This is a genomic window from Erythrobacter sp. HA7-11, from assembly GCF_055693605.1.
Genome location: NZ_JBVFUF010000002.1, coordinates 63,492 through 85,713 on the forward strand (window position 1 = coordinate 63,492; position 22,222 = coordinate 85,713).

22 protein-coding genes and 3 pseudogenes are annotated in these 22,222 nt (G+C 58.4%); 12 read left to right on the plus strand and 13 right to left on the minus strand.

Annotated features, from left to right (window positions below):
* Positions 1-33: 33 nt before the first annotated feature.
* Positions 34-363, plus strand: a complete 330-nt coding sequence (locus ACZ1GU_RS00435) for a hypothetical protein (protein ID WP_472646182.1) — start codon at positions 34-36, stop codon at positions 361-363.
* Here the strand turns inward: ACZ1GU_RS00435 and ACZ1GU_RS00440 are convergent.
* Positions 360-1,314, minus strand: a pseudogene (locus ACZ1GU_RS00440) (L-threonylcarbamoyladenylate synthase). The gene ACZ1GU_RS00435 and the pseudogene ACZ1GU_RS00440 sit on opposite strands and share 4 nt — an antisense overlap.
* A gap of 92 nt (positions 1,315-1,406) precedes the next feature.
* Here ACZ1GU_RS00440 and ACZ1GU_RS00445 point away from each other — a divergent pair.
* Positions 1,407-3,149, plus strand: a complete 1,743-nt coding sequence (locus ACZ1GU_RS00445) for an acyl-CoA dehydrogenase (RefSeq protein WP_472646183.1) — start codon at positions 1,407-1,409, stop codon at positions 3,147-3,149.
* A 37-nt stretch (positions 3,150-3,186) separates the two neighbouring features.
* Here the strand turns inward: ACZ1GU_RS00445 and ACZ1GU_RS00450 are convergent, their stop codons facing one another.
* The gene (locus ACZ1GU_RS00450; protein WP_472646184.1) at positions 3,187-4,668 is read right to left on the minus strand and encodes a PQQ-dependent sugar dehydrogenase; all 1,482 of its coding nucleotides are present in this window, start codon (positions 4,666-4,668) and stop codon (positions 3,187-3,189) included.
* Positions 4,669-4,731: 63 nt separating this feature from the next.
* Here ACZ1GU_RS00450 and ACZ1GU_RS00455 point away from each other — a divergent pair, with 63 nt between their 5' ends.
* Complete coding sequence (locus tag ACZ1GU_RS00455) at positions 4,732-5,226, plus strand: GAF domain-containing protein (protein WP_472646185.1); 495 nt, start codon at positions 4,732-4,734, stop codon at positions 5,224-5,226.
* A 157-nt stretch (positions 5,227-5,383) separates the two neighbouring features.
* Positions 5,384-6,340, plus strand: a complete 957-nt coding sequence (locus tag ACZ1GU_RS00460; protein WP_472646186.1) for a glycine zipper 2TM domain-containing protein — start codon at positions 5,384-5,386, stop codon at positions 6,338-6,340.
* A 138-nt stretch (positions 6,341-6,478) separates the two neighbouring features.
* Here the strand turns inward: ACZ1GU_RS00460 and ACZ1GU_RS00465 are convergent, their stop codons facing one another.
* The 11 genes and pseudogenes from ACZ1GU_RS00465 to hemE form a co-directional block, all read right to left on the minus strand.
* A complete protein-coding gene (locus ACZ1GU_RS00465; protein WP_472646187.1) occupies positions 6,479-7,474 on the minus strand; it encodes a ParB/RepB/Spo0J family partition protein in 996 nt (331 codons plus the stop codon).
* Positions 7,471-8,247: a ParA family protein gene (locus ACZ1GU_RS00470; protein WP_472646188.1), complete on the minus strand. Its 777-nt coding sequence runs from the start codon at positions 8,245-8,247 to the stop codon at positions 7,471-7,473. The genes ACZ1GU_RS00465 and ACZ1GU_RS00470 overlap by 4 nt, the downstream gene beginning before the upstream one ends.
* Positions 8,248-8,306: 59 nt before the next feature.
* The gene (gene rsmG, locus ACZ1GU_RS00475; RefSeq protein WP_472646189.1) at positions 8,307-8,948 is read right to left on the minus strand and encodes a 16S rRNA (guanine(527)-N(7))-methyltransferase RsmG; all 642 of its coding nucleotides are present in this window, start codon (positions 8,946-8,948) and stop codon (positions 8,307-8,309) included.
* Positions 8,945-10,798, minus strand: coding sequence for a tRNA uridine-5-carboxymethylaminomethyl(34) synthesis enzyme MnmG (gene mnmG, locus ACZ1GU_RS00480; protein WP_472646190.1), 1,854 nt, complete (start codon positions 10,796-10,798; stop codon positions 8,945-8,947). The genes rsmG and mnmG overlap by 4 nt, the downstream gene beginning before the upstream one ends.
* A gap of 108 nt (positions 10,799-10,906) precedes the next feature.
* The gene (gene mnmE / locus ACZ1GU_RS00485; protein ID WP_472646191.1) at positions 10,907-12,184 is read right to left on the minus strand and encodes a tRNA uridine-5-carboxymethylaminomethyl(34) synthesis GTPase MnmE; all 1,278 of its coding nucleotides are present in this window, start codon (positions 12,182-12,184) and stop codon (positions 10,907-10,909) included.
* A gap of 34 nt (positions 12,185-12,218) precedes the next feature.
* On the minus strand, positions 12,219-12,482 hold the full coding sequence (locus tag ACZ1GU_RS00490) for a DUF6489 family protein (RefSeq protein WP_472646192.1): 264 nt from the start codon (positions 12,480-12,482) through the stop codon (positions 12,219-12,221).
* Positions 12,483-12,556: 74 nt separating this feature from the next.
* On the minus strand, positions 12,557-12,946 hold the full coding sequence (locus tag ACZ1GU_RS00495) for a BLUF domain-containing protein (protein WP_472646193.1): 390 nt from the start codon (positions 12,944-12,946) through the stop codon (positions 12,557-12,559).
* A gap of 101 nt (positions 12,947-13,047) precedes the next feature.
* Entirely contained in the window at positions 13,048-13,440 is a 393-nt protein-coding gene (locus tag ACZ1GU_RS00500; protein ID WP_472646194.1) for a BLUF domain-containing protein, read from the minus strand.
* Between the two features lie 12 nt (positions 13,441-13,452).
* Complete coding sequence (gene rho / locus ACZ1GU_RS00505; protein WP_472646195.1) at positions 13,453-14,718, minus strand: transcription termination factor Rho; 1,266 nt, start codon at positions 14,716-14,718, stop codon at positions 13,453-13,455.
* 251 nt (positions 14,719-14,969) lie between these two features.
* A complete protein-coding gene (locus ACZ1GU_RS00510) occupies positions 14,970-15,413 on the minus strand; it encodes a CopD family protein (protein WP_472646196.1) in 444 nt (147 codons plus the stop codon).
* Between the two features lie 31 nt (positions 15,414-15,444).
* Positions 15,445-16,462: pseudogene (hemE, locus tag ACZ1GU_RS00515) on the minus strand (uroporphyrinogen decarboxylase).
* A 360-nt stretch (positions 16,463-16,822) separates the two neighbouring features.
* On the opposite strand from hemE, the gene ACZ1GU_RS00520 reads away from it, so the two are divergent.
* The 8 genes and pseudogenes from ACZ1GU_RS00520 to ACZ1GU_RS00555 all read left to right on the plus strand — a co-directional run bounded on the left by ACZ1GU_RS00520 (position 16,823) and on the right by ACZ1GU_RS00555 (position 22,211).
* The gene (locus ACZ1GU_RS00520) at positions 16,823-17,659 is read left to right on the plus strand and encodes a pyruvate, water dikinase regulatory protein (protein ID WP_472646197.1); all 837 of its coding nucleotides are present in this window, start codon (positions 16,823-16,825) and stop codon (positions 17,657-17,659) included.
* A complete protein-coding gene (locus ACZ1GU_RS00525; protein WP_472646198.1) occupies positions 17,656-18,252 on the plus strand; it encodes a Maf family protein in 597 nt (198 codons plus the stop codon). Before ACZ1GU_RS00520 ends, ACZ1GU_RS00525 begins: the two co-directional genes overlap by 4 nt.
* Positions 18,249-19,106 (plus strand): shikimate dehydrogenase, encoded by an 858-nt coding sequence (gene aroE, locus ACZ1GU_RS00530; RefSeq protein WP_472646199.1) that lies wholly within the window; start codon positions 18,249-18,251, stop codon positions 19,104-19,106. The genes ACZ1GU_RS00525 and aroE overlap by 4 nt, the downstream gene beginning before the upstream one ends.
* Positions 19,103-19,725: pseudogene (coaE, locus tag ACZ1GU_RS00535) on the plus strand (dephospho-CoA kinase). Before aroE ends, coaE begins: the two are co-directional and overlap by 4 nt.
* Before the next feature lie 72 nt (positions 19,726-19,797).
* On the plus strand, positions 19,798-20,514 hold the full coding sequence (gene dnaQ, locus ACZ1GU_RS00540; RefSeq protein WP_472646200.1) for a DNA polymerase III subunit epsilon: 717 nt from the start codon (positions 19,798-19,800) through the stop codon (positions 20,512-20,514).
* A 54-nt stretch (positions 20,515-20,568) separates the two neighbouring features.
* Positions 20,569-21,141, plus strand: a complete 573-nt coding sequence (gene hpf / locus ACZ1GU_RS00545) for a ribosome hibernation-promoting factor, HPF/YfiA family (protein WP_472646201.1) — start codon at positions 20,569-20,571, stop codon at positions 21,139-21,141.
* Positions 21,142-21,271: 130 nt separating this feature from the next.
* Positions 21,272-21,733, plus strand: a complete 462-nt coding sequence (locus ACZ1GU_RS00550; protein ID WP_472646202.1) for a PTS sugar transporter subunit IIA — start codon at positions 21,272-21,274, stop codon at positions 21,731-21,733.
* Positions 21,723-22,211, plus strand: coding sequence for a PaaI family thioesterase (locus tag ACZ1GU_RS00555; RefSeq protein WP_472648664.1), 489 nt, complete (start codon positions 21,723-21,725; stop codon positions 22,209-22,211). Before ACZ1GU_RS00550 ends, ACZ1GU_RS00555 begins: the two co-directional genes overlap by 11 nt.
* The last annotated feature ends 11 nt before the right edge of the window (positions 22,212-22,222 follow it).

Sequence of the window (22,222 nt, forward strand, 5' to 3'; positions counted from 1 at the left end):
GCCATTCAGGGATGTGCGGGCAACAAAGAGAGCATGCGTCGCACATCTTTCATTTTAGCCCTCACATCCTCGATTTTGCTCAGTGGCTGTGTCGCCAGCGTCGTCAAAGACGTCGTGACGGCCCCGGTCAAAGTCGCCAGCAAAGCAGTGGATGTCGCCACCACCAGCCAGTCCGAAGCGGACGAAAACCGCGGGCGGGAATTGCGCAAACGTGAAGAGCGTCTGGGTAAGCTCGAACGGCGCTATGACAAGCAGATCGAAGATTGCCGCGATGGCGATGAAGAGGCGTGCGACGAGGCCCGCGAAACCTACGAAGAAATTCAGGAAATCCTGCCAACCGTGCCGGTTGAGCCTGAGCGCTAGGGCGTGGGCGTAGCTGCGCGGCGCAGACGATCGTTGATCGCTCTACCGACCTCGCCATAGGGAACAGGCGCGACCGCAATGCGGGTTTTATCCGATGCGGCTCGCGCGATGCAGACATTCGTAAAGGCGCGCGGCTGCTTCATTGAGGTCGCCAGCCGGTGACAAGCTGCAATCGCCACCCACGTCACCGAAGCCAATGAGGTACTCATCATCGTGCGCCTCGACCGCACTGAGCCTCAGCGGCTTGCCGGGCGAATAATGCCGGGCCAGCTGACCGGGTGCTTCTATATTGGCCTCATCCGCAGCGGTCTCTGGGCCAAGAATCCGTTCAAGAGTTTCCTTGGAGACCGGTCCAGGTCGCAAGAGCGACCACTCACCGGCCTCTCGCAAAGCCACAATAGTGGATTCGACACCCTTCTGGCTCGCTCCACCATCAAGCACCATCGGACAATCCTCACCGAAGGATTCCATCACGTGCTCCGGGCGGGTCGGGCTGATCTCCTCGCTGCGATTGGCAGAAGGCGCAGCAAACGCCAGGCCGGTTTCGGCCAGGACAGCCGCCATGATCTTATGCGAAGGCTGCCGCACAGCAATGGTCGGCAGGCCCGCAGTCACCGCAGCCGCAACCGGAGCATCCTCGCGCAAGGGCAAAACCAATGTCAGAGGTCCCGGCCAAAAGCGCTCGGCCAGATCGCGCGCCTGGTCGTTAAAGCGGGCAAGACTTTCAGCCTGCGCCAAATCCCGCACATGCACGATCAGCGGGTTGAAATCGGGCCTGCCCTTCGCCGCGTAGATCTTCGCCACCGCCTCGGCGCTGTCGGCGCGCGCAGCAAGCCCGTACACTGTCTCGGTCGGAACAGCGACAAGCCCGCCCTCTTCAAGGATTCGCGCCGCGCGGGCGATCCCCTCGGCATCCGCCGGCACCACTTCCGTAGGGTTCTTGTCGCTCATGCGATCTGCGCTATATTCACATGCAGGCGCTGCCAAGAGGCAGACTTCCCCCGCTGCCCTAATACTATGCTTCAGAAGGACGAGTTTCGCCCGTGACACCTTTTTCGCCGCCCACCCAAGACCAATTGCTTGCCATCCGCGTGAATGCCGGGATCGAAGATCTGGCCAAGAGTGAACGCTTTGCCGGAGCGGAATCCGATCTGGTGGAAGCGATCGTCGAAGGTGTCGGTCAATTCGCCGCCGGAGAGTTTGCGCCTCTCAATCGCGTGGGTGATCTGGAAGGCGCGAAGCTGGAAAACGGCGTGGTCCGCCTGCCAGATGGCTTCAAAGAGGCGTATGACGCCTATGTCGAGCAGGGCTGGAACGCGATTGCTTCCCCAGAGGAGTTTGGCGGCCAAGGCATGCCTTTTACCCTCGCTTGCAACGTGCTCGAAAACCTTGGCGCGGCAAACATGGCCTTTACGCTGCTACCGATGCTGTCGGTCGGCGCGATCGAAGCGATCAACCATCATGGCAGCAAGGACCAGCAGGCGAAATACATGCCCGATCTGGTCAGCGGCAAATGGTCAGGGACGATGAACCTGACTGAGCCGGCGGCGGGCAGCGATGTCGGCGCGCTTCGCTCGACCGCGACACCGATTGAAAGCGGGGAGCATGCGGGCAAATATCTGATCAAAGGTCAGAAAATCTACATAACTTGGGGCGAGCACGATCTCGCCGAGAACATCATTCACCTGGTTCTTGCTCGCTTGCCCGATGCACCAGAAGGCTCGCGCGGTATCTCACTGTTCCTCGTCCCGAAATATCACGTCAATGATGATGGATCGCTTGGCAATCGCAACGACCTGCGCTGCGTCAGCCTTGAGCATAAGCTCGGTATCAATGCCTCCCCGACCTGCGTAATGAGCTATGGCGACAATGATGAGTGCATTGGCGAGCTGGTGGGTGAACCCAATCGCGGCCTGATGGCGATGTTCACGATGATGAACAACGCGCGCATCAATGTCGGCAATCAGGGCACTCAGATCGCCGAGCGCGCGACGCAGCAGGCGATCTCCTATGCAATGGATCGTGTGCAGTCCGCTCGCGCCGGTTCGCCCGACAAGACGCCCGTCGCCATTATCGAGCATCCGGATGTGCGCCGTATGATCCTGCGCATGAAAGCGCTGACCGAAGGTGTTCGCGCACTACTCTATTACTGCGCTGGTCAGGTCGATCGAGGCACAATTGGGGACGAGGCCGCAGGCGAGCGCGCAGAAGTGCTCGTGCCATTGGTGAAAGCCTGGGGGACCGACATTGGTGTCGAAGTCTCGGGCATTGGCATTCAGGTGCACGGCGGTATGGGCTTCGTCGAAGAAACAGGCGCGGCACAGCACTGGCGCGATTCCAAGATCGCTCCAATTTACGAGGGTACAAACGGCATTCAGGCCGCAGACCTCGTCACGCGCAAGCTCGGCCTGTCAGGCGGCGAAGCGGTGATCGCGTTATTCGAAGAGATTGCGCGCGATGCGTCAGACGAAGGTGCATTGGCTACGCTCGCTGCTGATTGTGCTAACATTGCGCGCTGGATGCGCGACGAAGCGAGCCTCGATGATCGCCTCGCCGGGAGCACGGCCTTCTGCACCATGGCTGCGGTCGCGGTCGCAGGTTGGCAAATGACCAAGCAGGCCCAGGCGGTCGCCAATGGAGCGGCGCCAGCGCTGGCAGAGACCAAGCCTGTCACGACACGCTTCTTCCTCGATCACATCGTGCCGGAAGCCGCTGGGTTGAAAGCGAGCGCGATTAGCGGAGCCGATCTCCTCTACGCTTTGCCAGCCGAGAAACTCGCGGGCTAAAGCACAGCAAAGTCGCGCGGCGCGACTTCTCAGATCATTATTGCGCAGGGACGGTGCGGGCGTAGTCCTCTTCACCAAAACTGGCAGTCGGGTCTCCGCTCAATTCATTGCGCGGAGGCAGATCCTCTGTGTCCAGCCGCGCAATCGCCGTAGCTGGCTGCGAAGCTGGTGCAATCGCGCGCCAGATAATCCCCGCGGTGTCGTCCGAGACGAGCAAAGATCCATCACTTGCCCACTCAACCCAGGTTGGGCGCCCTTTTGTCGTGCCATCTTCGTTGAGAAAGCCAGTCAGGACCGGCACAGGCTTGCCGACAGGGTTTCCGAGATCGTCAAAGTCGACAAATACCACGTCATAGCCCGATGGTGGCTTGCGGTTCCACGATCCGTGCCGCGCAATGAAAGCGCCGCTGGCAAAGGCATCACCCATCCGGTGCCCTTCGCGCGAGAACACCAGACCCAGCGCCGCAACATGCGGCCCGAGCGCATATTCGGGCTTGCGCGCATATTCCATCAGATAGGCGGGCATCGGAGCCTTGACCCGGCGGTCTATCTCCGTTCGATAGTAGATCCACGGCCAGCCATACTGCGCGCCGACGGGTACATTCGTGAGATAATCCGGGACGAGGTCTGATCCCAGCATGTCGCGCTCATTCACTGTGGTCCAGAGTTCACCGGTCCAAGGGCTGAAATCCATGCCATTAGGGTTGCGAAGGCCGACGCCAAACTGTCGCTGTCGCCCTGCCGCCAGATCATATTCCCAGATCATCGCGCGGCCTTCTTCAACCGCCATCCCGCTTTCACCGATATTGCTGACCGAGCCGACCGCAACATAGAGCTGGTCGCCCTCTGGACTCAGCTCGATATTACGCATCCAGTGACCGCCACCCGGGGCCAAATCCATCAGTTTCGTTGGTCCACCGGTCACGGCTGTGGCGCCCAATTCATAGGGGAACGCCAAAACCGCATTGTGGTTGGCGACGTAGAGCGTGCCATCCTTCCAGCTCATGCCCGAAGGAGAATCGAGACCTTCGGACAAGATCGTCTTACGCACCTCGGCTACGCCATCTCCATCCACATCGCGCAGCAAAACGACTTCATTAGGAGATTCGCCTGCCGCGCCCGATTTTTCAAAAAGATAACTCGCAACCCAGTCGCGAATGCTCGCCATGATCCCGCCATCGCCTTCATCTTCGGACTTGGGAGAACGCGTGAGCGTCACCAGCACATCCCCGTTGGGAAGTGTGTAGAGCACGCGTGGGTGATCGAGACCCTCGGCAAATCGCGTGACGGTCAGGCCGTCCGCCGCCTCGGGAAGTTCGCCCTCTTTCCAACCCACTGGCTCGGCAATCTGCACCGTGGGAACAGTCTCGGGATCAGCTTCTTCGAGTGTGGGATCCGTCCCAGCAACCTCTTCAACCGATAGATCGGCTGTGTCCCCGCGCGTGAGGAAAAAACCGGCGATGCCTATAACGGCAACCAAAACGACCAAGGCGATAAGAAGCTTGCGTAAAATACCCATATCCCGCCCGATATAAGAGCTGCGCTCTTGCGGCAATGGGGGAAGCGATTACATCGCGCTGGCATGTACGATTTCAAACCCGACGAAAGCCTCGAGCCAGCTGAACTCTACCGGCAATTGGTGGAAGCTGCGCGCGCCCTTACCGACGGAGAGAGCGACGGAGTCGCCAATATGGCCAATGTCGCGGCGCTGATTGGAGAATTTGTCCCTCGGCTCAATTGGGCGGGATTTTATCGCGTGATCCGGAACGGGACGGAAAAAGAGCTGGTGCTCGGACCGTTTATCGGGCGGCCCGCCTGTATCCGCATTCCGTTTGGCCAGGGCGTTTGCGGGACGGCAGCCGAAAGCGGCGAAACGCAATTGGTTGCTGATGTTCATGCCTTCCCCGGACACATCGCCTGCGATGCCGCGAGCGAATCCGAGGTGGTCGTGCCCGTAATGCGCGATGGCGAAGTCATCGCTGTCATTGATTGTGACAGCCCTGAAAAGGGGCGGTTTTCCGAGGCCGACGCGCGCGGATTGGAGCAGTTGGCTGCAAGTTTGAGCGACCGCATCTGAGCTCAAGGATCACTTAATATAGTGAATCCGCAGCAGAAACGCCCCGAAACGAGACAGCCCTACCGCGATAATGGCTCCTCGGCAGATCAAGTGGTAAACAATTAGCTAACGCAAAGCTTGTCGCGACCGGAGTCGCGTTTGAAACAGGGGATTGAAGATGTCGACTTTACGCATTGCACTGAAAGGCATGAGCGCGTTCGCAATCGTCGCGGCCTCGCCAGCTATGGCTCAGGCCGATGTCACGCTGACCGAAGGCGAAGTGGAAGAATTACCGTTCGAGCTGCGCAGCGCGCCGGTCCAAGCAACCGAAACGGCTGACATTCCAATCCGCGCCTTGGGCGAGACTGAAGAAGTGATTGTCGGAGAAGACGGTGTCGAAACGATCGTTCGCACCCGCTATATCGCTCCACGCACGGCAGCGCGCTCTATTCCTGCGGATGGTGCAGCGTATGAACAGAGTGCAACTGTGCAGTATTATCCAGCGGCGCAACCTGTTGTTTTTCAGCGCGAACAATGGCTCGACGAATGTCGCCGTCGCACCGACGGGATCAATGATCGTGATAAAAAGGGCGGGATTATCGGCGGCCTTCTTGGCGCGATCACCGGTGGCATCATCGGAAACCGCGTTGCCGATGGCGACCGTCTGGCAGGCACTTTGATCGGTGGCGGTGTCGGCGGTCTAGCCGGAGCGGCCATTGGATCATTGGTCGGCGGAAAAGATAGAGATGAAGGCTACGATTGCGAAGCTGCACTCGACAACTACCTCAATCAGGAAGGCGGCCTCGTAGCGGGCCCTGCCCCGCGCCTCGCCAGCCGCACGATTCCTGCACCAGCATATGCATACCCGGCTTACGCACCGGCACCAGCGTATTACGGCTATCCCGGTTATGGAGCGGGCTGCAATTGCTATCAGCCGCAAGCCTATCAACAGAACGTGCTAGTTCCCGTCCAATACGAGCAACGCCAGCGCGTCATCGTGCGCGAACGCGTAACCGAAGAGATGGTGCCTGTTGTGCGTGAGCGGACTATCCCGCCACCACTCCCGCCACGCCTGATCAAGGATCCAGCCCCAGTCGCTCCAGCGCCGCGGCCGGTGAAAATGATCAAGAACTGATAATTGGCAAAAGCCAAGACTGTAACGCGCGGGTCTCGAGAGAGCCTCGCGCGTTTTCTTTTGCACTAATGGACACGAAAGTTGCGCCGCGCGACTCTTGGGGGGCGCGAGGGATCTACAAGCCTTTGATGTGCAGGCCTAAATGTCGCCGCCAGTCAGGCGCTGACATACGAGATCCAGCTGATCGAGCGTGCGGTAGCGAATTGTCACAGCGCCAGAGCGCGGGTCCGCGTCCGCTTTGATGCGAACCTTCAGTCCGAGAAACTCCTCAAGATGGCGCTGAACCGCTTCGATATCGGCGTCGTTTGAAGTTGTCTTCTCTGACCCCGATCTCGCCGATCTTGCAACCTTTCCAGCAACTTGCCGCACCATTCGCTCAATTTCACGAACCGAGAGATTGTCATTTACAGCCTGCTGAGCGAGGCTTGCGGCATCTTCCTGCCCGATAAGAGCCTTTGCGTGCCCCATGGAAAGCTTTCCAACCTCAACCAGGTCGAGCACCGCCTCTGGCAAGGCCAGCAGACGTTGGAAATTCGCGACATGGCTGCGCGATTTGTCGACCATCCGGGCGATTTCCGCCTGGGTCATGTGCTCTTCATCGGATAGACGCTGATAGGCACGCGCCTCTTCAACGGGGTTCAGATCTTCGCGCTGGATATTTTCAATCAGCGCCAGCGCCATAACCTCGCGATCATCAAGATCACGGACGAGAGCAGGGATTTCATGCAAGCGGGCCTTTTGCGCCGCGCGCCAGCGCCGCTCACCAGCAACCAGTTGGAAGCGCCCCTCCCCGCGTGGCCGCACGATAATCGGCTGGATCACACCGCGCGCAGCGATCGAAGCCGCCAACTCACCCAGAGCGGCATCGTCGAAATGTTTCCGCGGCTGACCAGGCAGCGGGCTGATCGAGGCGATCGACAGAGATGCAAGCCCGCTTTCCTTGGCAGCACCACCAGCTTGTGTTGCATTTTCAGAGGTTTGCGCCGCTTCAGAGCGTACGAGCGGCTCTTCGCGCTGGGTTTCACCAAGGAGAGCGCCCAAACCTTTGCCGAGCTTCTTCTTGCTGTGTCCAGGAGCCAATTTTGGGACGCTGAACTTGATCTTGTCGTTATCCGAGGTTGGTTTGCTGCTCATGCCGCTTTCCTTTCAGGTGGGAAGCGCCCGATCAATTCTCTCGCCAGCGCGATATAGGCTCGGCTGCCCGTGCACGAATGGTCATAGACGAGCGCCGGGAGCCCATGGCTTGGCGCTTCGGAAAGGCGCACATTGCGCGGGATCACCGTCTCAAACACCAGATTGCCGAGGCAATCGCGCACATCGTCCGCAACTTGGTCGGTAAGGCGGTTGCGGCGGTCGAACATGGTCAGCGCGACGCCGATAATGCCCAAATCCGGGTTGAAGCGCTGCTGAATGCGCTCAACCGTCTGCAAAAGTTGGCTAAGGCCCTCGAGCGCAAAGAACTCGCATTGCAGCGGAACGAGCAAAGTATCGGCTGCACACAGCGCGTTTAGGGTCAAAAGACCGAGGGACGGAGGACAATCGATAAAGCAGATGTCGTGTTCGCCATGATTTGCGAGCGCGGTACGGAGTCGATGGGTACGCTCGTCGACCGAAACCAGCTCCACTTCGGCGCCGCTAAGGTCGACCGTTGCCGGAACAATATCCAGACCGGGAATGCTCGTAGGGACAGTTGCGTCGCCAAGCGTGACTTGATCGACCAGCAAGTCGTAGCTCGATAGGCCTCGCTCAGCCGCACTCACACCCATTCCGGTGGAGGCATTGCCCTGCGGATCGAGATCAATCAGCAGTGTACGCCAGCCAGTCGCCGCCATAGCGGTCGCGATATTGATCGCGGTCGTGGTCTTGCCCACGCCGCCCTTCTGGTTCGCAATTGCTATTGTCAGCATAGACGCTCCGCCTTCGTTTTGATGTCTAACTTGGCTGTAAACCAAGTCGCACGCGAAAATCACCGACTTACGATGATGCCTGCCTCACAATCGGTCAATGATTGTTCCACGTGGAACATTTTCCGAATCGAAGGCTTTTGGTCTTCCAATTCGTGCGCTGCAGAGCGTCCTTTGGGCAATATGTAGCGGGTCGCCTCGGTGGAAAAGGGTGCGGATAACCGAAGGAGTTTGTCGAGCGGAGCAAATGCGCGTGCCGTTATGATACGGACAGGAAAGGGTTTTATTCGCTCAAGACGCTCGCCGATGACTTTGCACTGATTTAGTCCGAGTGCATCAACAGCGCGATTGAGGAAGTCGACTCGGCGCGCACGGGACTCGACCAGAATGAAGGACATTTGCGGCAAAAGCGCTGACAGGATTATCCCCGGAAAGCCTGCACCTGTGCCCAAATCCATCCAGGGATCACCTTGCGCCTCAGCAATTGTTCCACGTGGAACGTGTTCGAGCAATTGCGCACTGTCGGCAATGTGGCGCTGCCAAATGTGTGCCTCAGACGGGCGTGAAATAAGGTTTTGCTGCTGATTTTCCTCAAGAAGTAGGCCTGCAAAGCGTTCAATGCGTTCCATTGCCGCTCTGTCGGCCCAGCGCTCAGCATAAGCGCGTGCCTGCTCTTCAGTCTCAATCAGCTCGGTATCTCTCATGCAGCGGCTTGCCAGCGGCGAGCATAGACTAACAAGGCAGAAAGCGCTGCAGGGGTTACTCCGGGTACCCGGCCCGCTGCTGCCAATGTCGGAGGCTTGGCCGAAGTCAGGCGTTCGATCATCTCAGACGACAGTCCGGGCACCTCAGCGAAGGGAAAGCCATCGGCCAGTGCAAGCGCCTCACTTGCCCGCAGATCCCGCAATTCCGCCTCTTGCCGGGCAAGATAGGGCGCATAGGCGGCATCTTCAGCCATTTCTGCGAGCAAATCGCTCTGAGATGAAACATCTTCCTCAATCCATGGCTGCAGGTCGCCAAGTTCGACACCGTCATGCCGCACCCATTCAGCAACGGGCTTGTCTCCACCATCGCGGCGGACGGGCAGGCCAGCATCCGCCAGCAGCTTTGAATGCAGCGTGCGGTTGAACAGCGGCCTGAGGTCTGCCCTCGCCCGTTCACGCGCCTCAAACCAGGCTTTGCGCTCGTCACCGATGCATCCTGCTTCCATCCCCAGCTTCGTGAGACGTGTTGAGGCATTGTTCGCGCGAAGACGCAGGCGATACTCCGCCCGCGATGTAAGCATACGGTATGGCTCGCTCACCCCCTGAAGGGTAAGGTCATCGATCATCACCGCAATATAGCTGTTCGCGCGGTCAAGCGCTGGTGGCGCTTCGCCAAGCTCGGCTGCGGCGGCTGACACACCTGCCACGAGGCCTTGCGCAGCCGCTTCCTCATATCCAGTGGTGCCATTGATCTGCCCGGCGCAATAAAGGCCAGGAATCGCTCGCAACTGCAAATCGGGCGTCAGCGCACGCGGATCGATGTGATCATATTCGACCGCATAGCCAGGCTCGACAATCTCGGCCCTGGACAATCCCGGCATTGCGCACACCACAGCGTGCTGCACATCGACAGGCAGAGAGGTGCTAATCCCGTTGGGATAAACCAAATGCGTGCTCAAGCCCTCAGGTTCGAGAAAGACCTGATGTCCGTCGCGGTCGCCAAAACGGTGGATCTTGTCCTCGATAGAGGGGCAATAGCGCGGTCCGGCGGCATCAATGGCGCCTGAAAACAGCGGAGAACGGTGCAAGTTGGCGCGGATTGCCTCATGCGCGGCCTCTGTGGTGCGTGTGATCGCACAAAAGACCTGAGGGTTAGCGCGACGCGCAGTAAGCGCGGACATTGTCCAGTCTTCTTCGTCCGAAGCCTGTTCTGGCAATGCAGCCCAGTCAATCGTACGACCGTCGATCCGCGGCGGTGTGCCCGTCTTAAGACGCGCCATCGGAAAATCGGCACTGCGCAGCTGCTCGGCCAACCGCTGAGCAGAGTTTTCACCGATACGTCCGCCTTCGAAGCGCTCTTCGCCGCGAAAAAGCGTGCCGCCTAGGAATGTGCCAGTACACAGGATGACCCGCGGAGCCTTGAGCTCGGTCTCGTCGGCGAGTTCCAAGCCGGCAACCTTGCCACCAGTAAGCGTCAGCGCCGCCGCCTCACCCTCAATCAGCGTCAAATTGGCCTGCGCACGAACAATCCGCTGAACCTCGGCCTTGAAGAGCTTGCGGTCTGCCTGGACGCGAGGCCCCCACACCGCGCTCCCCTTCGAACGATTGAGCATGCGGTAGTGGATCGCTCCAGCATCCGCCGCGCGGCCGATCACACCATCAAGCGCATCGACCTCGCGCACAAGATGGCCCTTGCCCAATCCGCCGATCGCAGGGTTGCAGCTCATCGCGCCAATCGCGTTCAGATCAAAGCTAATAAGGCCGGTGCGCGCACCCATCCGGGCTGCTCCGCAAGCAGCCTCCACCCCGGCGTGCCCGCCGCCGATCACCAGAACGTCGAAGTTTTGCATGCGCGAGCAAATAGTGGCTCCGATGCCTTACGTCAAAGATGTTCCACGTGGAACATTGCGCAAAATGCGCTTGATGAAGCTCGATGTGGCGAGATTACCCGAGCGACGCTATTTTCCGATGCAGAAACGTCCAAACAACGCATCCAGCATGTCTTCGGTGGTTGCCCGCCCGATCAACCGATCAAAGGCCGCACGCGCCCTGCGCAGTTCCTCTCCGCGCAAGAGTAGATCCTTGTGGGCCTGCGCTCCCGCAAGACAGCCAGTGGCTTCGCTAATCAAAGCGTGTTGCCTGGCGTTGAGTGCAGCTTCGCCAGGCTTGGGGAGTGCCTCTCGGGCTGCATTTAGCAAAGCGGCTTTCAGAGGAACCACCCCTTCCCCAGTTTCAGCCGAAAGCGTGAAGCGCGCGGACCCTTTGGAGACGAAATCCGCAGCATCCTTGCGCGCGGCTATCTCCCAAGCGCCGTCTGGCCCTTCACCTTCTGCTCCGAGCCACATCACCAAATCTGCCTTCTCAAGTTCCGCCTCGGCCCGAGCAATGCCGATTTGCTCGATCTGGTCATTGCTCGCATCATGCAACCCAGCCGTATCGACGAAGGTGAACGGCACACTCTCGATCGCCACGTTCCGTTCGATCACATCGCGGGTTGTCCCGGCTATATCCGACGTGATCGCCGCCTCGCTCTCGATGATTGCGTTGAAAAGCGTGGATTTACCTGCATTGGGCGGTCCTGCCAGCACAACGCGATAGCCTTCGCCCAACTTCTCCGCACGCGGCCGATCAAGCCATTCGCCAAGCTCACACACCACAGCACTCAAATCATCGCTGAATTGCTGCGGGAGCTCGGAAACATCGTCTTCATCAGAGAAGTCGAGCGCCGCCTCAACCTGCGCGGACAATCGCAGGACTTCGCAGCGCCAAGCCTCAACCTGAGCCGAAAACGCACCGCCAGCCATCTCCATAGCCGCGGCGCGCTGCAATTCAGTCTCTGCACTGAGAAGATCGCCCAGCCCCTCGGCTTCAGCGAGATCGATCCTGCCATTGGCAAAGGCACGTCGGGTAAACTCGCCCGCTTCCGCCGCCCGCAGCCCGCCTACCGCCGCCAAGGCGTCACAAACTGCGGAAAGCACCGCCCTGCCCCCGTGACAATGGAGCTCAGCCAAGTCTTCACCGGTCGCGGTCTCTGGCCCAGGGAACCACAGCACCAATGCTTGGTCGAGTGGCGCGCCATCGGAATTACGCAAAGTAGCAAGCGACGCGCGCCTTGGTTTGAATGATCGCCCAGCAAGCTCCTGCAAGGATGCACCAGCTTGCGCTCCGCTTATCCGGATAATACCGATTGCTGCGGGTGGGGTGCCACTGGAAACGGCGAAGATCGTGTCACTCATAGAAAGCGCCTGAATATCGCTTTATTTCAGATATTTAAACGTCGTCTTTCTTGCTCGACGATCCGCCAAACCCACCCCGCAAACCGCCTTCGACAAAGTTCTGGAACATCTTCATGCCCATTTGGCCCATGGGAGCCAGTGCGCCTGCAAACTCGGCCAATTGCTCGGGATTGCTGACACCTTTCATCGCCTTGGTGATGTTGTCGACATAGATGTCATTAGCTTTGCTGACATCAGGAAGGCCCAAGAAGGCGCGCGCTTCTTCGGGTGTACAGTCGATCTCAACATTCACTTTCATTGCGGCTTCTCCCGTTGCCCCTGCGACATCTCGTCTTCCGACAGGCTACCATTCGGTTTCCGCTTTGCGAAGCGCTATGAATTCTCTCGCAAAAATTTCTCGACTGACGCCTTGACGCCGGCCTTGTTCAGCTGATCGCCAATATCTTTCAACGCATTTGCAGCGCTGTCAGAGCCGCCTCCAATACGCTTCATACGCCAACGATCGAAATGCAAAGCCTCGATCGTCCGATCCGACGCCACCTCGATCTCAGCATGTCGTGCGTCTTTGCGAATACGGGCAAAAACCTGATCAATGGCTTCCGCACCACCTTCAAGTACCTGAAAGAAATTGCCATTCTGATAGATCAGGAATCCGCAAAGGCCAGCGTCACCGTTACGTCCAGCCGATATCTGGACGATTTGAAACACGTCATCTTGACCCAATCCGGGGGCAGCCTTGCTGGTATAAACGAGTTGTCGCATCTCAGTTGTCCCATTTCGATAGGGCGAATTAGAAGAATGCGGCAAACGATCCGTTAACGACGGGATGTGGGTTCAGAAGCCGATTTTTGGCTCCGTATCCCTTAGTTCAACACCGCGAAATTCATGATGATCTTGCGGGTTTGCTCATCCAAGGATTTAGGTAGCTGGGTCTCCAGAGCCTTGCGGCGATCCTCAATGCTTTCAGCAATCATGATCCGCCGCATCGCCCAATCCGGGCACATGCGTTCATCAATCTGGCGACGATCAAGAATCGAAACACCCGAATGCCGCGGATCGTGCGAAATGCGCAGCATAAGAGCGACCAACTCCGCTTCATCGCCCTCAAGCAATTGCAGGAAGTTACGACCGTTATAGAGCAGCAGGCCCGTCACTCCTCTCTGGGGGTTGTTGCGGGCACTGCTGGCCAAAATCGCCTCAACCTCTTTGCGCGAAAGGCTAGGTGCGGTGCTGATGTAAAGATACTGCGTCAGCATTAAGCGCGAATCCTACTGGTTCATCGTCTCGAAGAAATCCTCGTTCGTCTTCGAGTCTTTCATTTTGTCGAGCAGGAATTCCATAGCATCCACCGTGCCCATTTGCATTAGGATCCGGCGCAGCACCCACATCTTGGAGAGCTGATCCTTGTCGACCAGCAGCTCTTCCTTACGCGTGCCAGACTTGCCGACATCAAGCGCTGGGAAGATGCGCTTATCGGCAACCTTGCGATCAAGCACGATTTCCGAGTTACCGGTGCCTTTGAATTCTTCGAAGATAACCTCGTCCATCCGGCTGCCAGTGTCGATTAGCGCAGTAGCAATGATGGAAAGCGATCCGCCTTCTTCGATGTTACGCGCCGCACCGAAGAAGCGCTTCGGGCGCTGCAAAGCGTTGGCATCGACACCGCCGGTCAGAACCTTGCCCGAGCTTGGCACAACAGTGTTGTAAGCACGACCCAAACGCGTGATCGAATCCAGCAAAATCACCACGTCATTTTTGTGCTCAACCAGGCGCTTCGCTTTTTCGATAACCATTTCAGCGACTTGAACGTGGCGATTGGCCGGTTCGTCGAAGGTTGAGGAAATCACCTCACCCTTCACGCTGCGCTGCATGTCCGTAACTTCTTCCGGGCGCTCATCGACCAGCAGGACAAGCAGGAACACTTCCGGATGATTGTCGGTGATTGCCTTCGCGATGTTTTGCAGCAGCACGGTTTTACCCGTCCGCGGCGGCGCCACGATCAGCGCGCGCTGGCCCTTACCTTGCGGTGAGATGATATCGATTACGCGGGCCGATTTGTCGGTGACGGTCGGATCGGCCTGATCCAGCGTCAGCTTTTGATCAGGGTAGAGCGGCGTGAGGTTGTCGAAATTGGTGCGCATCCGCACCGCTTCGGGATCATCGAAATTGACCTGGGTGAGGCTGGTCAGCGCAAAATAGCGCTCGCCGTCTTTGGGCGCACGAATCTCGCCTTCGACCGTATCACCAGTGCGCAGACCCCATTTGCGAATCTGGTTGGGTGAGACGTAAATATCGTCAGGGCCGGCGAGATAGTTCGCTTCAGGCGAGCGCAGGAAGCCAAAGCCATCCTGCAGCACTTCAATCGTGCCGATGCCCATAATGTCTTCGTTGTAATCTTCGTCCTCTGCCAGCTCGCGCAGGATGCTGAAGAGCAAATCCTGGCGGCGCATGGTGGACGCGCTTTCAACCCCGAGTTCCTCAGCCATCTGGACGAGTTCGGCAGGGGTTTTCTGTTTTAAGTCTTTGAGATGCATAGTGAAAAAATTTCCGTCTTAGGTGATGGCCGGCGGATCAATAACCTTGTGAAAACAAGGCACTTTGCAAGATTTATCGAGCAAAGCTTGGGCTTGGAGAAAGCAGACCTGATTGCGCGTCATCACACAATCTCAGCCGGTTTTGACGTCTCGTAAATATGAGTCGCGCACACTCAGGTCAATCGCGGAATCGCGCCGTAAGCGAGAAAGGTGCAGCATAAGCGCCGGGACAAACCCGGGATAAGTCGCGCTTAGAATGGCTTGATATAGACCAGCACTACGATCAGCACGAGGATCAGGCCAGGCACTTCGCCGATCATGCGGAGCTGCTTTTCGGACAAAGGTCGCTCGCCGCGCGCCATTTTCTTGGTCTGCGCCACCAGCCAACCGTGATAGCCGGTTATTACCAGCACCAGCAGCAGTTTGGCGTGAAACCATCCTTGGCTGAAAGCACCGCTCTGATAAGCAAGGGTCAATCCGAGCACCCAGACAATGATCAGGCTCGGTGTAAGGATGATTTTGCGCAATTTGCCCATGCGCGTGGCCCATTTGGCTTCACCGGCAGAGCCAGGCTCGTGATCGAGCATGTAAATGCACTGACGCGGCAACATGAAAAGCCCCGCCAGCCAGAATACCATGAAAATCACATGGCCCGCTTTAAGCCAGAAATACATCAGAGAGAGCGCTTCTTGCATGGAGCCTGTGTAGGGAGCCGTCCGCGCATTTTCACCCCCTGACAGCCTTTAGCAGCGTTTCTACGTGCGAAATGGGTGTGTGTTGTCCGATCCCGTGGCCAAGATTGAAGACATGCGGGCGATCGGTGAAGGCCTTGAGGATGTGTTTGGCGCGCGCCGCAATGGCATCGCCTCCAGCTTCGAGCAGCAACGGATCGAAATTGCCCTGTACCGGCATGTCTTCAGGCAAAACCGAGTGCACCCAATCTGGATCGAGCGTCTCGTCCATTCCGATCGCATCAACGCCTGTCTCGCGCGCATAGGCCGGGAGCTTTGCGCCAGCGCCTTTCGGGAAGCCGATAACCGGCGTTTCCGGATGAGATTGCTTGATCGCCGCTGTGATCGCCGCATTGGGCGCGATGACCCAACGTTCAAACTCGTCCGGCGCAAGGCTGCCCGCCCAGCTGTCGAACAATTGCACAGCTTCTGCGCCTGCATCGATTTGTCCACGCAGATAGCCGACGGTCACCTCGATGATCGCGTCCATAATTGCCTGCATGCGCACCGGATCGCGATAGGCGAGCAAGCGGGCTGCGCCCTGATCCTTCGATCCCTCGCCCGCGATCATGTACGTCGCGACCGTCCACGGACTGCCCGCAAAGCCAAGCATCGTCACGTCGTCACCGATCATGCCGCGCGTCAGCCGCACCGTCTCATAAATCGGATCGAAGCGCGTATGATCCGCGGTGAAATCTGCCAGTTCTGCTTCGAGCAGTGTCGGGCTGAGCTTCGGCCCTTCGCCTGCGAGAAACGCCAAGCCCTGACCCATTGCGTGCGGGACAATCAGAATATCGGAAAACAGGATTGCCCCGTCAAAGCCAAATCGACGGATCGGTTGAACCGTAATCTCGTACTGCAGCTTCGCTGTCATATACCAACTCAAGAAAGCCGCCCTTTTCCGCCCGTAACTCTCTGTATTCGGGTAAATACCTACCGGCCTGACGCATGAGCCAGACGGGAACTTTTTCTTGTTTCGTGCCTTTTAGAGTTTCGAGAAGACATCCCGGCATGCGTCGATCCAATCAATAATAATATATATTTATATATAGATAGTGGGTGTATGTTGGCCCTGTGGAAAGCGGGAATTACCAGCCTGTGCCTGATTTCCCCAGCGGTGAACAGAGTAAAAGCGTCATGCGACTCTGACACATTGCGTCGTCAAGCGGAATGTATCCCCACTGTCCCCAGCCTGTCGAAAAACGTTAACGCCTGTTAAGATTTACCGGTGCAGACATGCGGGTATCGGGCATGAATCCCATCCACGATCTTGTCGACCGACTTCTCCCGTGGTTTATGCCCACAACCATCAACACCCTGATCCGCACCTGTTTTGACTGCCAACAGGATCGCCAGAAAAGGCTAAAAACTGCATGAATTTGCACCTGGTGTCCGATTCAACCGGTGAAACCTTGGAGATGATTGCCAAGGCGGCTCTGGCCCAGTTCGACAGCCCGCAGGTCAACCGCCATTTCTGGCCTATGGTCCGATCACGCCAGCATCTCGACCGGATCGTGCCTGACCTTGCAGACAATCCCGGTCTGGTCCTTTTTACTCTCGTTAATCCCGAAACGCGGGCCCGGTTGGAGGAGCATTGCCGGCAGATGGGTCTCCCTGCAGTTCCTGTGCTTGATGGAGTAACAGCCGCATTTGAGGCGCAACTCGGGGTCGAAGCGCATGGCCGCCCGGGCCGCCAGCACTTGATGGACGAAGCCTATTTCAAGCGGGTCGAGGCGATCCAATTCACCATCGCTCATGATGACGGGATCGGATGGGAGAATTGGGAGGAAGCCGATATCGTCCTTGCCGGCGTTTCGCGCAGCTCGAAGACGCCGACCAGCATCTATCTTGCCAATCGCGGGTATAAGGTCGCGAATATTCCGCTGGTTGTAGAGAGCCCTCCGCCCAAAGCCTTGTTTGGCCTGCGCCACCCGCTGGTTGTCGGGCTCACCACCGCGCCAGAGCGGCTGGTGCAGATCCGTCGTAATCGGCTGTTGTCGCTGAATGAAGGCACCGAGACTTCCTATGTTGATGGCGAGCGCGTGAAGGATGAATTGCAGTTTGCCCGGCGCATGTTTGCCGACAATGGCTGGCCGGTCATCGACGTAACGCGGCGCTCGATCGAGGAAAGCGCAGCGGCGATCATCCGGCTGGTGCAGGAGCGTGAGCGGCGGGACAGGCCGGTCGATGGAACGGCGAAACCAATATGAGCGCGCCCAGCCTGATCCTCGCGTCCAGATCTGCCTCGCGCCGCGCGATGCTCGATGCCGCCGGCGTTGCTTATGATGCGGTGCCAGCCGAGATTGACGAGCGCGCGCTCGAAGCTGAAATGGCCGATGCAGCGCCCGCCGAAATCGCCGAAGCCCTGAGCGTCGCTAAGGCTGCTCATATTGCAGCCTCTCATCCCGAAGCTTTGGTGCTTGGAAGCGACTCTTTGGTCGTCGCGGGCGGTAAGCGGTTCGACAAACCGACGTCGCGCGAGAATGCGGCGGAGCATTTGCGGTTTTTCTCAGGCAAGGCGATTGAGCTCCACAGCGCTGCCGCGCTGGTGCGAGGTGACACCTGCGAATGGAGCGGCAAGTCGCTCGCCAGCCTGCATGTGCGCGAATTGTCCGAGAACTTTATTGAGCATTATCTCGAGCAGGAATGGCCCGAAATCGGCTACACGGTCGGGTGTTTCCGAATTGAGGCGATGGGCGTGCAATTGTTTGAGCGGATCGAAGGCGATCAGTTCACCGTGCTCGGAATGCCGTTGCTTCCGGTGCTTGGCGCACTTCGCGAACACGATGTGTTGATCGCATGAGCACAAGATATGCCGAGGTGATCGGAGACCCCATTGCGCAATCCAAATCGCCGCTGATCCACGGCTTTTGGCTCGAAAAGCTCGGAACTGAGGCTCACTATCGCGCGCAGCATGTCGCAGCGGAGGGTCTGGCGGATTACATAAAACAACGCCGCGCCGATCCTGACTGGCTAGGTTGCAACGTGACCATGCCGCACAAGCAAGCGGTCATGGCTTTGCTTGACAAAGTGGATGACGAAGCGCGCGCGATTGGCGCGGTGAATACGGTTTATCGCGGCGAGAATGGCGTACTTATCGGCACCAACACTGATGCGCCCGGCTTCCTCGAGCCGATCAACGGTGAACTAGACGACGAGCATTTTTTTCGCATGGCTCGCATCCTGGGCACCGGCGGTGCGGCGCGGGCGATCATCACTGCTCTGGCTGAGCAAGGCTTCACTCTGGTGGTCGCGGGGCGCAATCCCGACAAGGCGCGCGCGTTGCTCGATGAGTTAGCGCCGGTTGGAGAACACCACGCGGTTCACCTCGATCATTTTGCCAAACCGACCGATTTCGCCTTTGATGATCGCCAAGGGTGTCTTGATCTGGTGGTGAACGCCTCCCCGCTTGGTATGAGCGGCAATCCGCCCCTCTCGTTCGATTGGAGTCACGCGCCGCCCGGCGCTATTGCCTACGATATTGTCTATTCACCGATTGACACACCTTTCTTGCAGGATGCGCGGAGCTCTGGTCATCGCACTATCGGCGGTCTGGCGATGCTGATCGGGCAAGCGGCCCATGCGTTTGAGATGTTTTTCAGCGCGCCGCCGCCGCGCGAATATGACGATGAACTAAGGGCTTTGTTGGAAGCATGAGCAAACCCAAAATCCTCGGTCTCACCGGCTCGATCGGTATGGGCAAATCGACCGTCGCGGCCATGTTTGAACGCGCAGGTGTGCCGGTGTTCGATGCCGATGCCGAAGTGCGCAAGATGCAGGGGCCGGTACCGGCGAATTGCTCGAAGCCATTGAAACAGCCTTTCCCGGCTCGACAGGTTCCGAAGGGGTGAAACGTGAGGAGCTCGGCAAGATCGTCTTTGCCAATCCCGAAAAGCTCGCTGAGCTCGAAGCCATCGTGCACCCGGCAGTAGGGCATAAGCGCGCTGATTTTCTCGCTGACAATGCTGATGCTCCGATGGTCTTGTTCGACATTCCACTCTTGTTCGAGGGAAGCGGACATGAGGCGGTCGCCGCCATCATTGTGGTCTCCGCACCAGCAGATATCCAGCGCGAACGCGTGCTCGCTCGCCCCGGCATGACGATTCAAAAATTCGAGCATATCTTGGGCTTGCAGGTCCCCGATGCTGAAAAGCGCGAGCGCGCCGATCACATCATCAACACCGGCACCAGCCTTCAAGAAACCGAGGCGCAAGTGCGCGCTCTGATCGAAGAACTCGGCGGCAGCGCTCATGCATTGGACGGAACGGCGGAATAAAGCGCCATTCTGGCCAAATTTGCGCGCAGCAACCCCTTGCGTGTCAGCGATTTGAGTCCGATAGTGCTGCCAATGCGGGAAATCGTTTTTGACACCGAAACCACCGGCCTCGACCCCAAAACAGGGGACCGGATGGTCGAAATCGGCTGCGTGGAAATGGTGGGCCGGGTGCCGACCGGAGAAACCTACCACGCTTATTACAATCCGGAACGCGACATGCCGCAAGCCGCCGAGGCGGTGCATGGCTTGTCGATCTCGTTTCTCGAGACAAAGCCGCTGTTCAAGAACACCGCGCAAGAGCTGCTCGATTTTCTGGGTGACGCGCCGCTCGTCGCGCATAATGCCGGTTTTGATTTCGGCTTCCTCAACAACGAATTGGAGCTGATCGGCCTGGAGCCCATCTCGATGGAGCGGATGGTCGATACAGTCGCCCTCGCCCGCAAGAAGCACCCGGGCGCGAAGCTCTCACTTGATGCGCTTTGCACGCGCTATGGCATTGATCGCAGCCACCGGGTGAAACACGGCGCGTTGCTCGACGCGGAATTGCTGGCGCAGGTTTATGTCGAGCTGACTGGTGGGCGGCAGATCGGCCTTGGGCTGGCGGCAGATGAGGCTGCGGGCGCACCGACAGGTCAAGCTACCGATCATAGCGTGCCGACCATGGCAGCCAGCGCGGCGGAGCGTCGCCGCGAACGACTGGAACCACGCCCGTATTCAGCTACGCCGGAGGAATTGGCCCGGCACACAGCGTTTATCGAGGGAATCGACAAAGCAATCTGGGCGCGGTGAGCGCCTACCTTTCGGCCCGGCGCAGCGGGCAACCACCAGAGGAGGACTCCCACAATGGATATCCGTGTATCAGGGCATCAAGTGGAAACGGGCGCGGCCTTGCAAGAGCATGTCGAGGACCGACTTGGCGGCATTGTCGACAAGTATTTCGACAAGGCGATCTCCTCGCACGTTACCTTTGGCAAGGCGCCGGCGGGCTTCTTCTCCTGCGACATCGTGACCCATGTGATGCAGGGCCTGATCCTGAAAGCGCGGGCAGAAGCGCATGACGCGCATCAGGCGCTAGACAATGCCGCGACCAAGATTGACACACAGCTGCGCCGATATAAGCGACGACTGACCGATCGGCACGAACAGGCCGCCCACGCCCAGCGCGAGGAAGAGGCTGCTTACACGATTTTTGCCGCGGCTTCCGATGAGCCTGCCGAGGAAGAGCAAACATCTGATGCTCCGCTCGTGATCGCAGAGACCAGCACCGACATCCCGACTTATAGCGTAGCTGATGCGGTGATGATGCTCGATTTGCGCGACACTAATGCGCTCTTTTTCAAAAATGCTGGAACTGAGCGTCATAATATGGTTTATCGCCGCTCAGACGGTTCGATCGGTTGGGTCGAACCAAAATAGGGCTAACCGGCACACTTGGCCGACAGACACGCCCACTCCATATCCCCCGGTGGATCGCCGCTTGATTGCGCGGCACCTGATGCTGTGGACTTGGAGCGTAAATGACTGATTTGGGATCGCTATTTAGCCAATGGATGTAAATTTGAGTTTGCTGCCCGAGGCGGTTGCCTCGGTTCGTCTGGAAACGCGCGATGAAGTCTTGGCGAAAGTTGCCGGGCTGTTGTCGCAGGTCCACGGAATGGACAAGCACACGATTCTTGAACGGCTTGAAGAGCGCGAAGCGCTTGGCAGCACCGGATTTGGGCGCGGCGTCGCGATTCCGCATTGCCGTTCCACCGATGTGAGGCGCCCGACGGTGGTTGTGCTGCGGCTTGAACAGCCGGTCGATTTCGCAGCAGCCGATGCCATGCCGGTAAATCTGGTATTTGGCCTCGTTTCTCCCGAAGATGCGGGTGCGACGCACCTGCACGCGCTGGCCGCAATCTCGCGCGTAATGCGCGACGATGCGATTATCGAAGCTTTACAGGATGCTCCTGACGCCGAGGCGCTTTACGCGGTGCTGACCAATCGATTCCTGCGTGATGCCGCCTGAGGATGAGGCTTTTGAGGCTGGCGCCGCTGCATCATCCGGCGGGGCAGAGCGCCATTATCGCGCGCTTGAGCGGCTTTACAGCTCCGCTCCGATCAATTCGAAATTCGCCTCCAAGCTCGAGATCCCGGCTGAGGGACGCTCGCGCCTGATTTTCACGGTCAGCGAAGATGTTTTCCACGCGGCTGGCGCGGCGCACGGTACGATCTATTTCAAGATGCTCGATGACGCGGCTTTCTATGCGGCAAACACCCTGGCGACCGACCGATTCCTCCTCACGACTGGGTTCAACCTGCACTTCACGAAGCCGGTGCGGACTGGAGAAGTGGTGGCGGAGGGGCGCTGGATCAGCGGTAAGCGCCGAGTGTTCGTAGCCGAATCTCGCCTAATCGACGCCGAAGGGGACGAAATCGGGCGTGGGACGGGCACGTTCATGCGCTCACGCATCGCCCTCTCGAGTCTTGAAGGATATGCCGCGTAAAAGCGGCGAAC

Coding starts and splice junctions, on each gene's coding strand:
- ACZ1GU_RS00435 (WP_472646182.1), top strand. CDS start 34: ATGCGTCGCACATCTTTCATTTTAGCCCTCACATCCTCGATTTTGCTC.
- ACZ1GU_RS00450 (WP_472646184.1), bottom strand. CDS start 4,668: ATGGGTATTTTACGCAAGCTTCTTATCGCCTTGGTCGTTTTGGTTGCC.
- ACZ1GU_RS00455 (WP_472646185.1), top strand. CDS start 4,732: ATGTACGATTTCAAACCCGACGAAAGCCTCGAGCCAGCTGAACTCTAC.
- ACZ1GU_RS00460 (WP_472646186.1), top strand. CDS start 5,384: ATGTCGACTTTACGCATTGCACTGAAAGGCATGAGCGCGTTCGCAATC.
- ACZ1GU_RS00465 (WP_472646187.1), bottom strand. CDS start 7,474: ATGAGCAGCAAACCAACCTCGGATAACGACAAGATCAAGTTCAGCGTC.
- ACZ1GU_RS00470 (WP_472646188.1), bottom strand. CDS start 8,247: ATGCTGACAATAGCAATTGCGAACCAGAAGGGCGGCGTGGGCAAGACC.
- rsmG (WP_472646189.1), bottom strand. CDS start 8,948: ATGAGAGATACCGAGCTGATTGAGACTGAAGAGCAGGCACGCGCTTAT.
- mnmG (WP_472646190.1), bottom strand. CDS start 10,798: ATGCAAAACTTCGACGTTCTGGTGATCGGCGGCGGGCACGCCGGGGTG.
- mnmE (WP_472646191.1), bottom strand. CDS start 12,184: ATGAGTGACACGATCTTCGCCGTTTCCAGTGGCACCCCACCCGCAGCA.
- ACZ1GU_RS00490 (WP_472646192.1), bottom strand. CDS start 12,482: ATGAAAGTGAATGTTGAGATCGACTGTACACCCGAAGAAGCGCGCGCC.
- ACZ1GU_RS00495 (WP_472646193.1), bottom strand. CDS start 12,946: ATGCGACAACTCGTTTATACCAGCAAGGCTGCCCCCGGATTGGGTCAA.
- ACZ1GU_RS00500 (WP_472646194.1), bottom strand. CDS start 13,440: ATGCTGACGCAGTATCTTTACATCAGCACCGCACCTAGCCTTTCGCGC.
- rho (WP_472646195.1), bottom strand. CDS start 14,718: ATGCATCTCAAAGACTTAAAACAGAAAACCCCTGCCGAACTCGTCCAG.
- ACZ1GU_RS00510 (WP_472646196.1), bottom strand. CDS start 15,413: ATGCAAGAAGCGCTCTCTCTGATGTATTTCTGGCTTAAAGCGGGCCAT.
- ACZ1GU_RS00520 (WP_472646197.1), top strand. CDS start 16,823: ATGAATTTGCACCTGGTGTCCGATTCAACCGGTGAAACCTTGGAGATG.
- ACZ1GU_RS00525 (WP_472646198.1), top strand. CDS start 17,656: ATGAGCGCGCCCAGCCTGATCCTCGCGTCCAGATCTGCCTCGCGCCGC.
- aroE (WP_472646199.1), top strand. CDS start 18,249: ATGAGCACAAGATATGCCGAGGTGATCGGAGACCCCATTGCGCAATCC.
- dnaQ (WP_472646200.1), top strand. CDS start 19,798: ATGCGGGAAATCGTTTTTGACACCGAAACCACCGGCCTCGACCCCAAA.
- hpf (WP_472646201.1), top strand. CDS start 20,569: ATGGATATCCGTGTATCAGGGCATCAAGTGGAAACGGGCGCGGCCTTG.
- ACZ1GU_RS00550 (WP_472646202.1), top strand. CDS start 21,272: ATGGATGTAAATTTGAGTTTGCTGCCCGAGGCGGTTGCCTCGGTTCGT.
- ACZ1GU_RS00555 (WP_472648664.1), top strand. CDS start 21,723: ATGCCGCCTGAGGATGAGGCTTTTGAGGCTGGCGCCGCTGCATCATCC.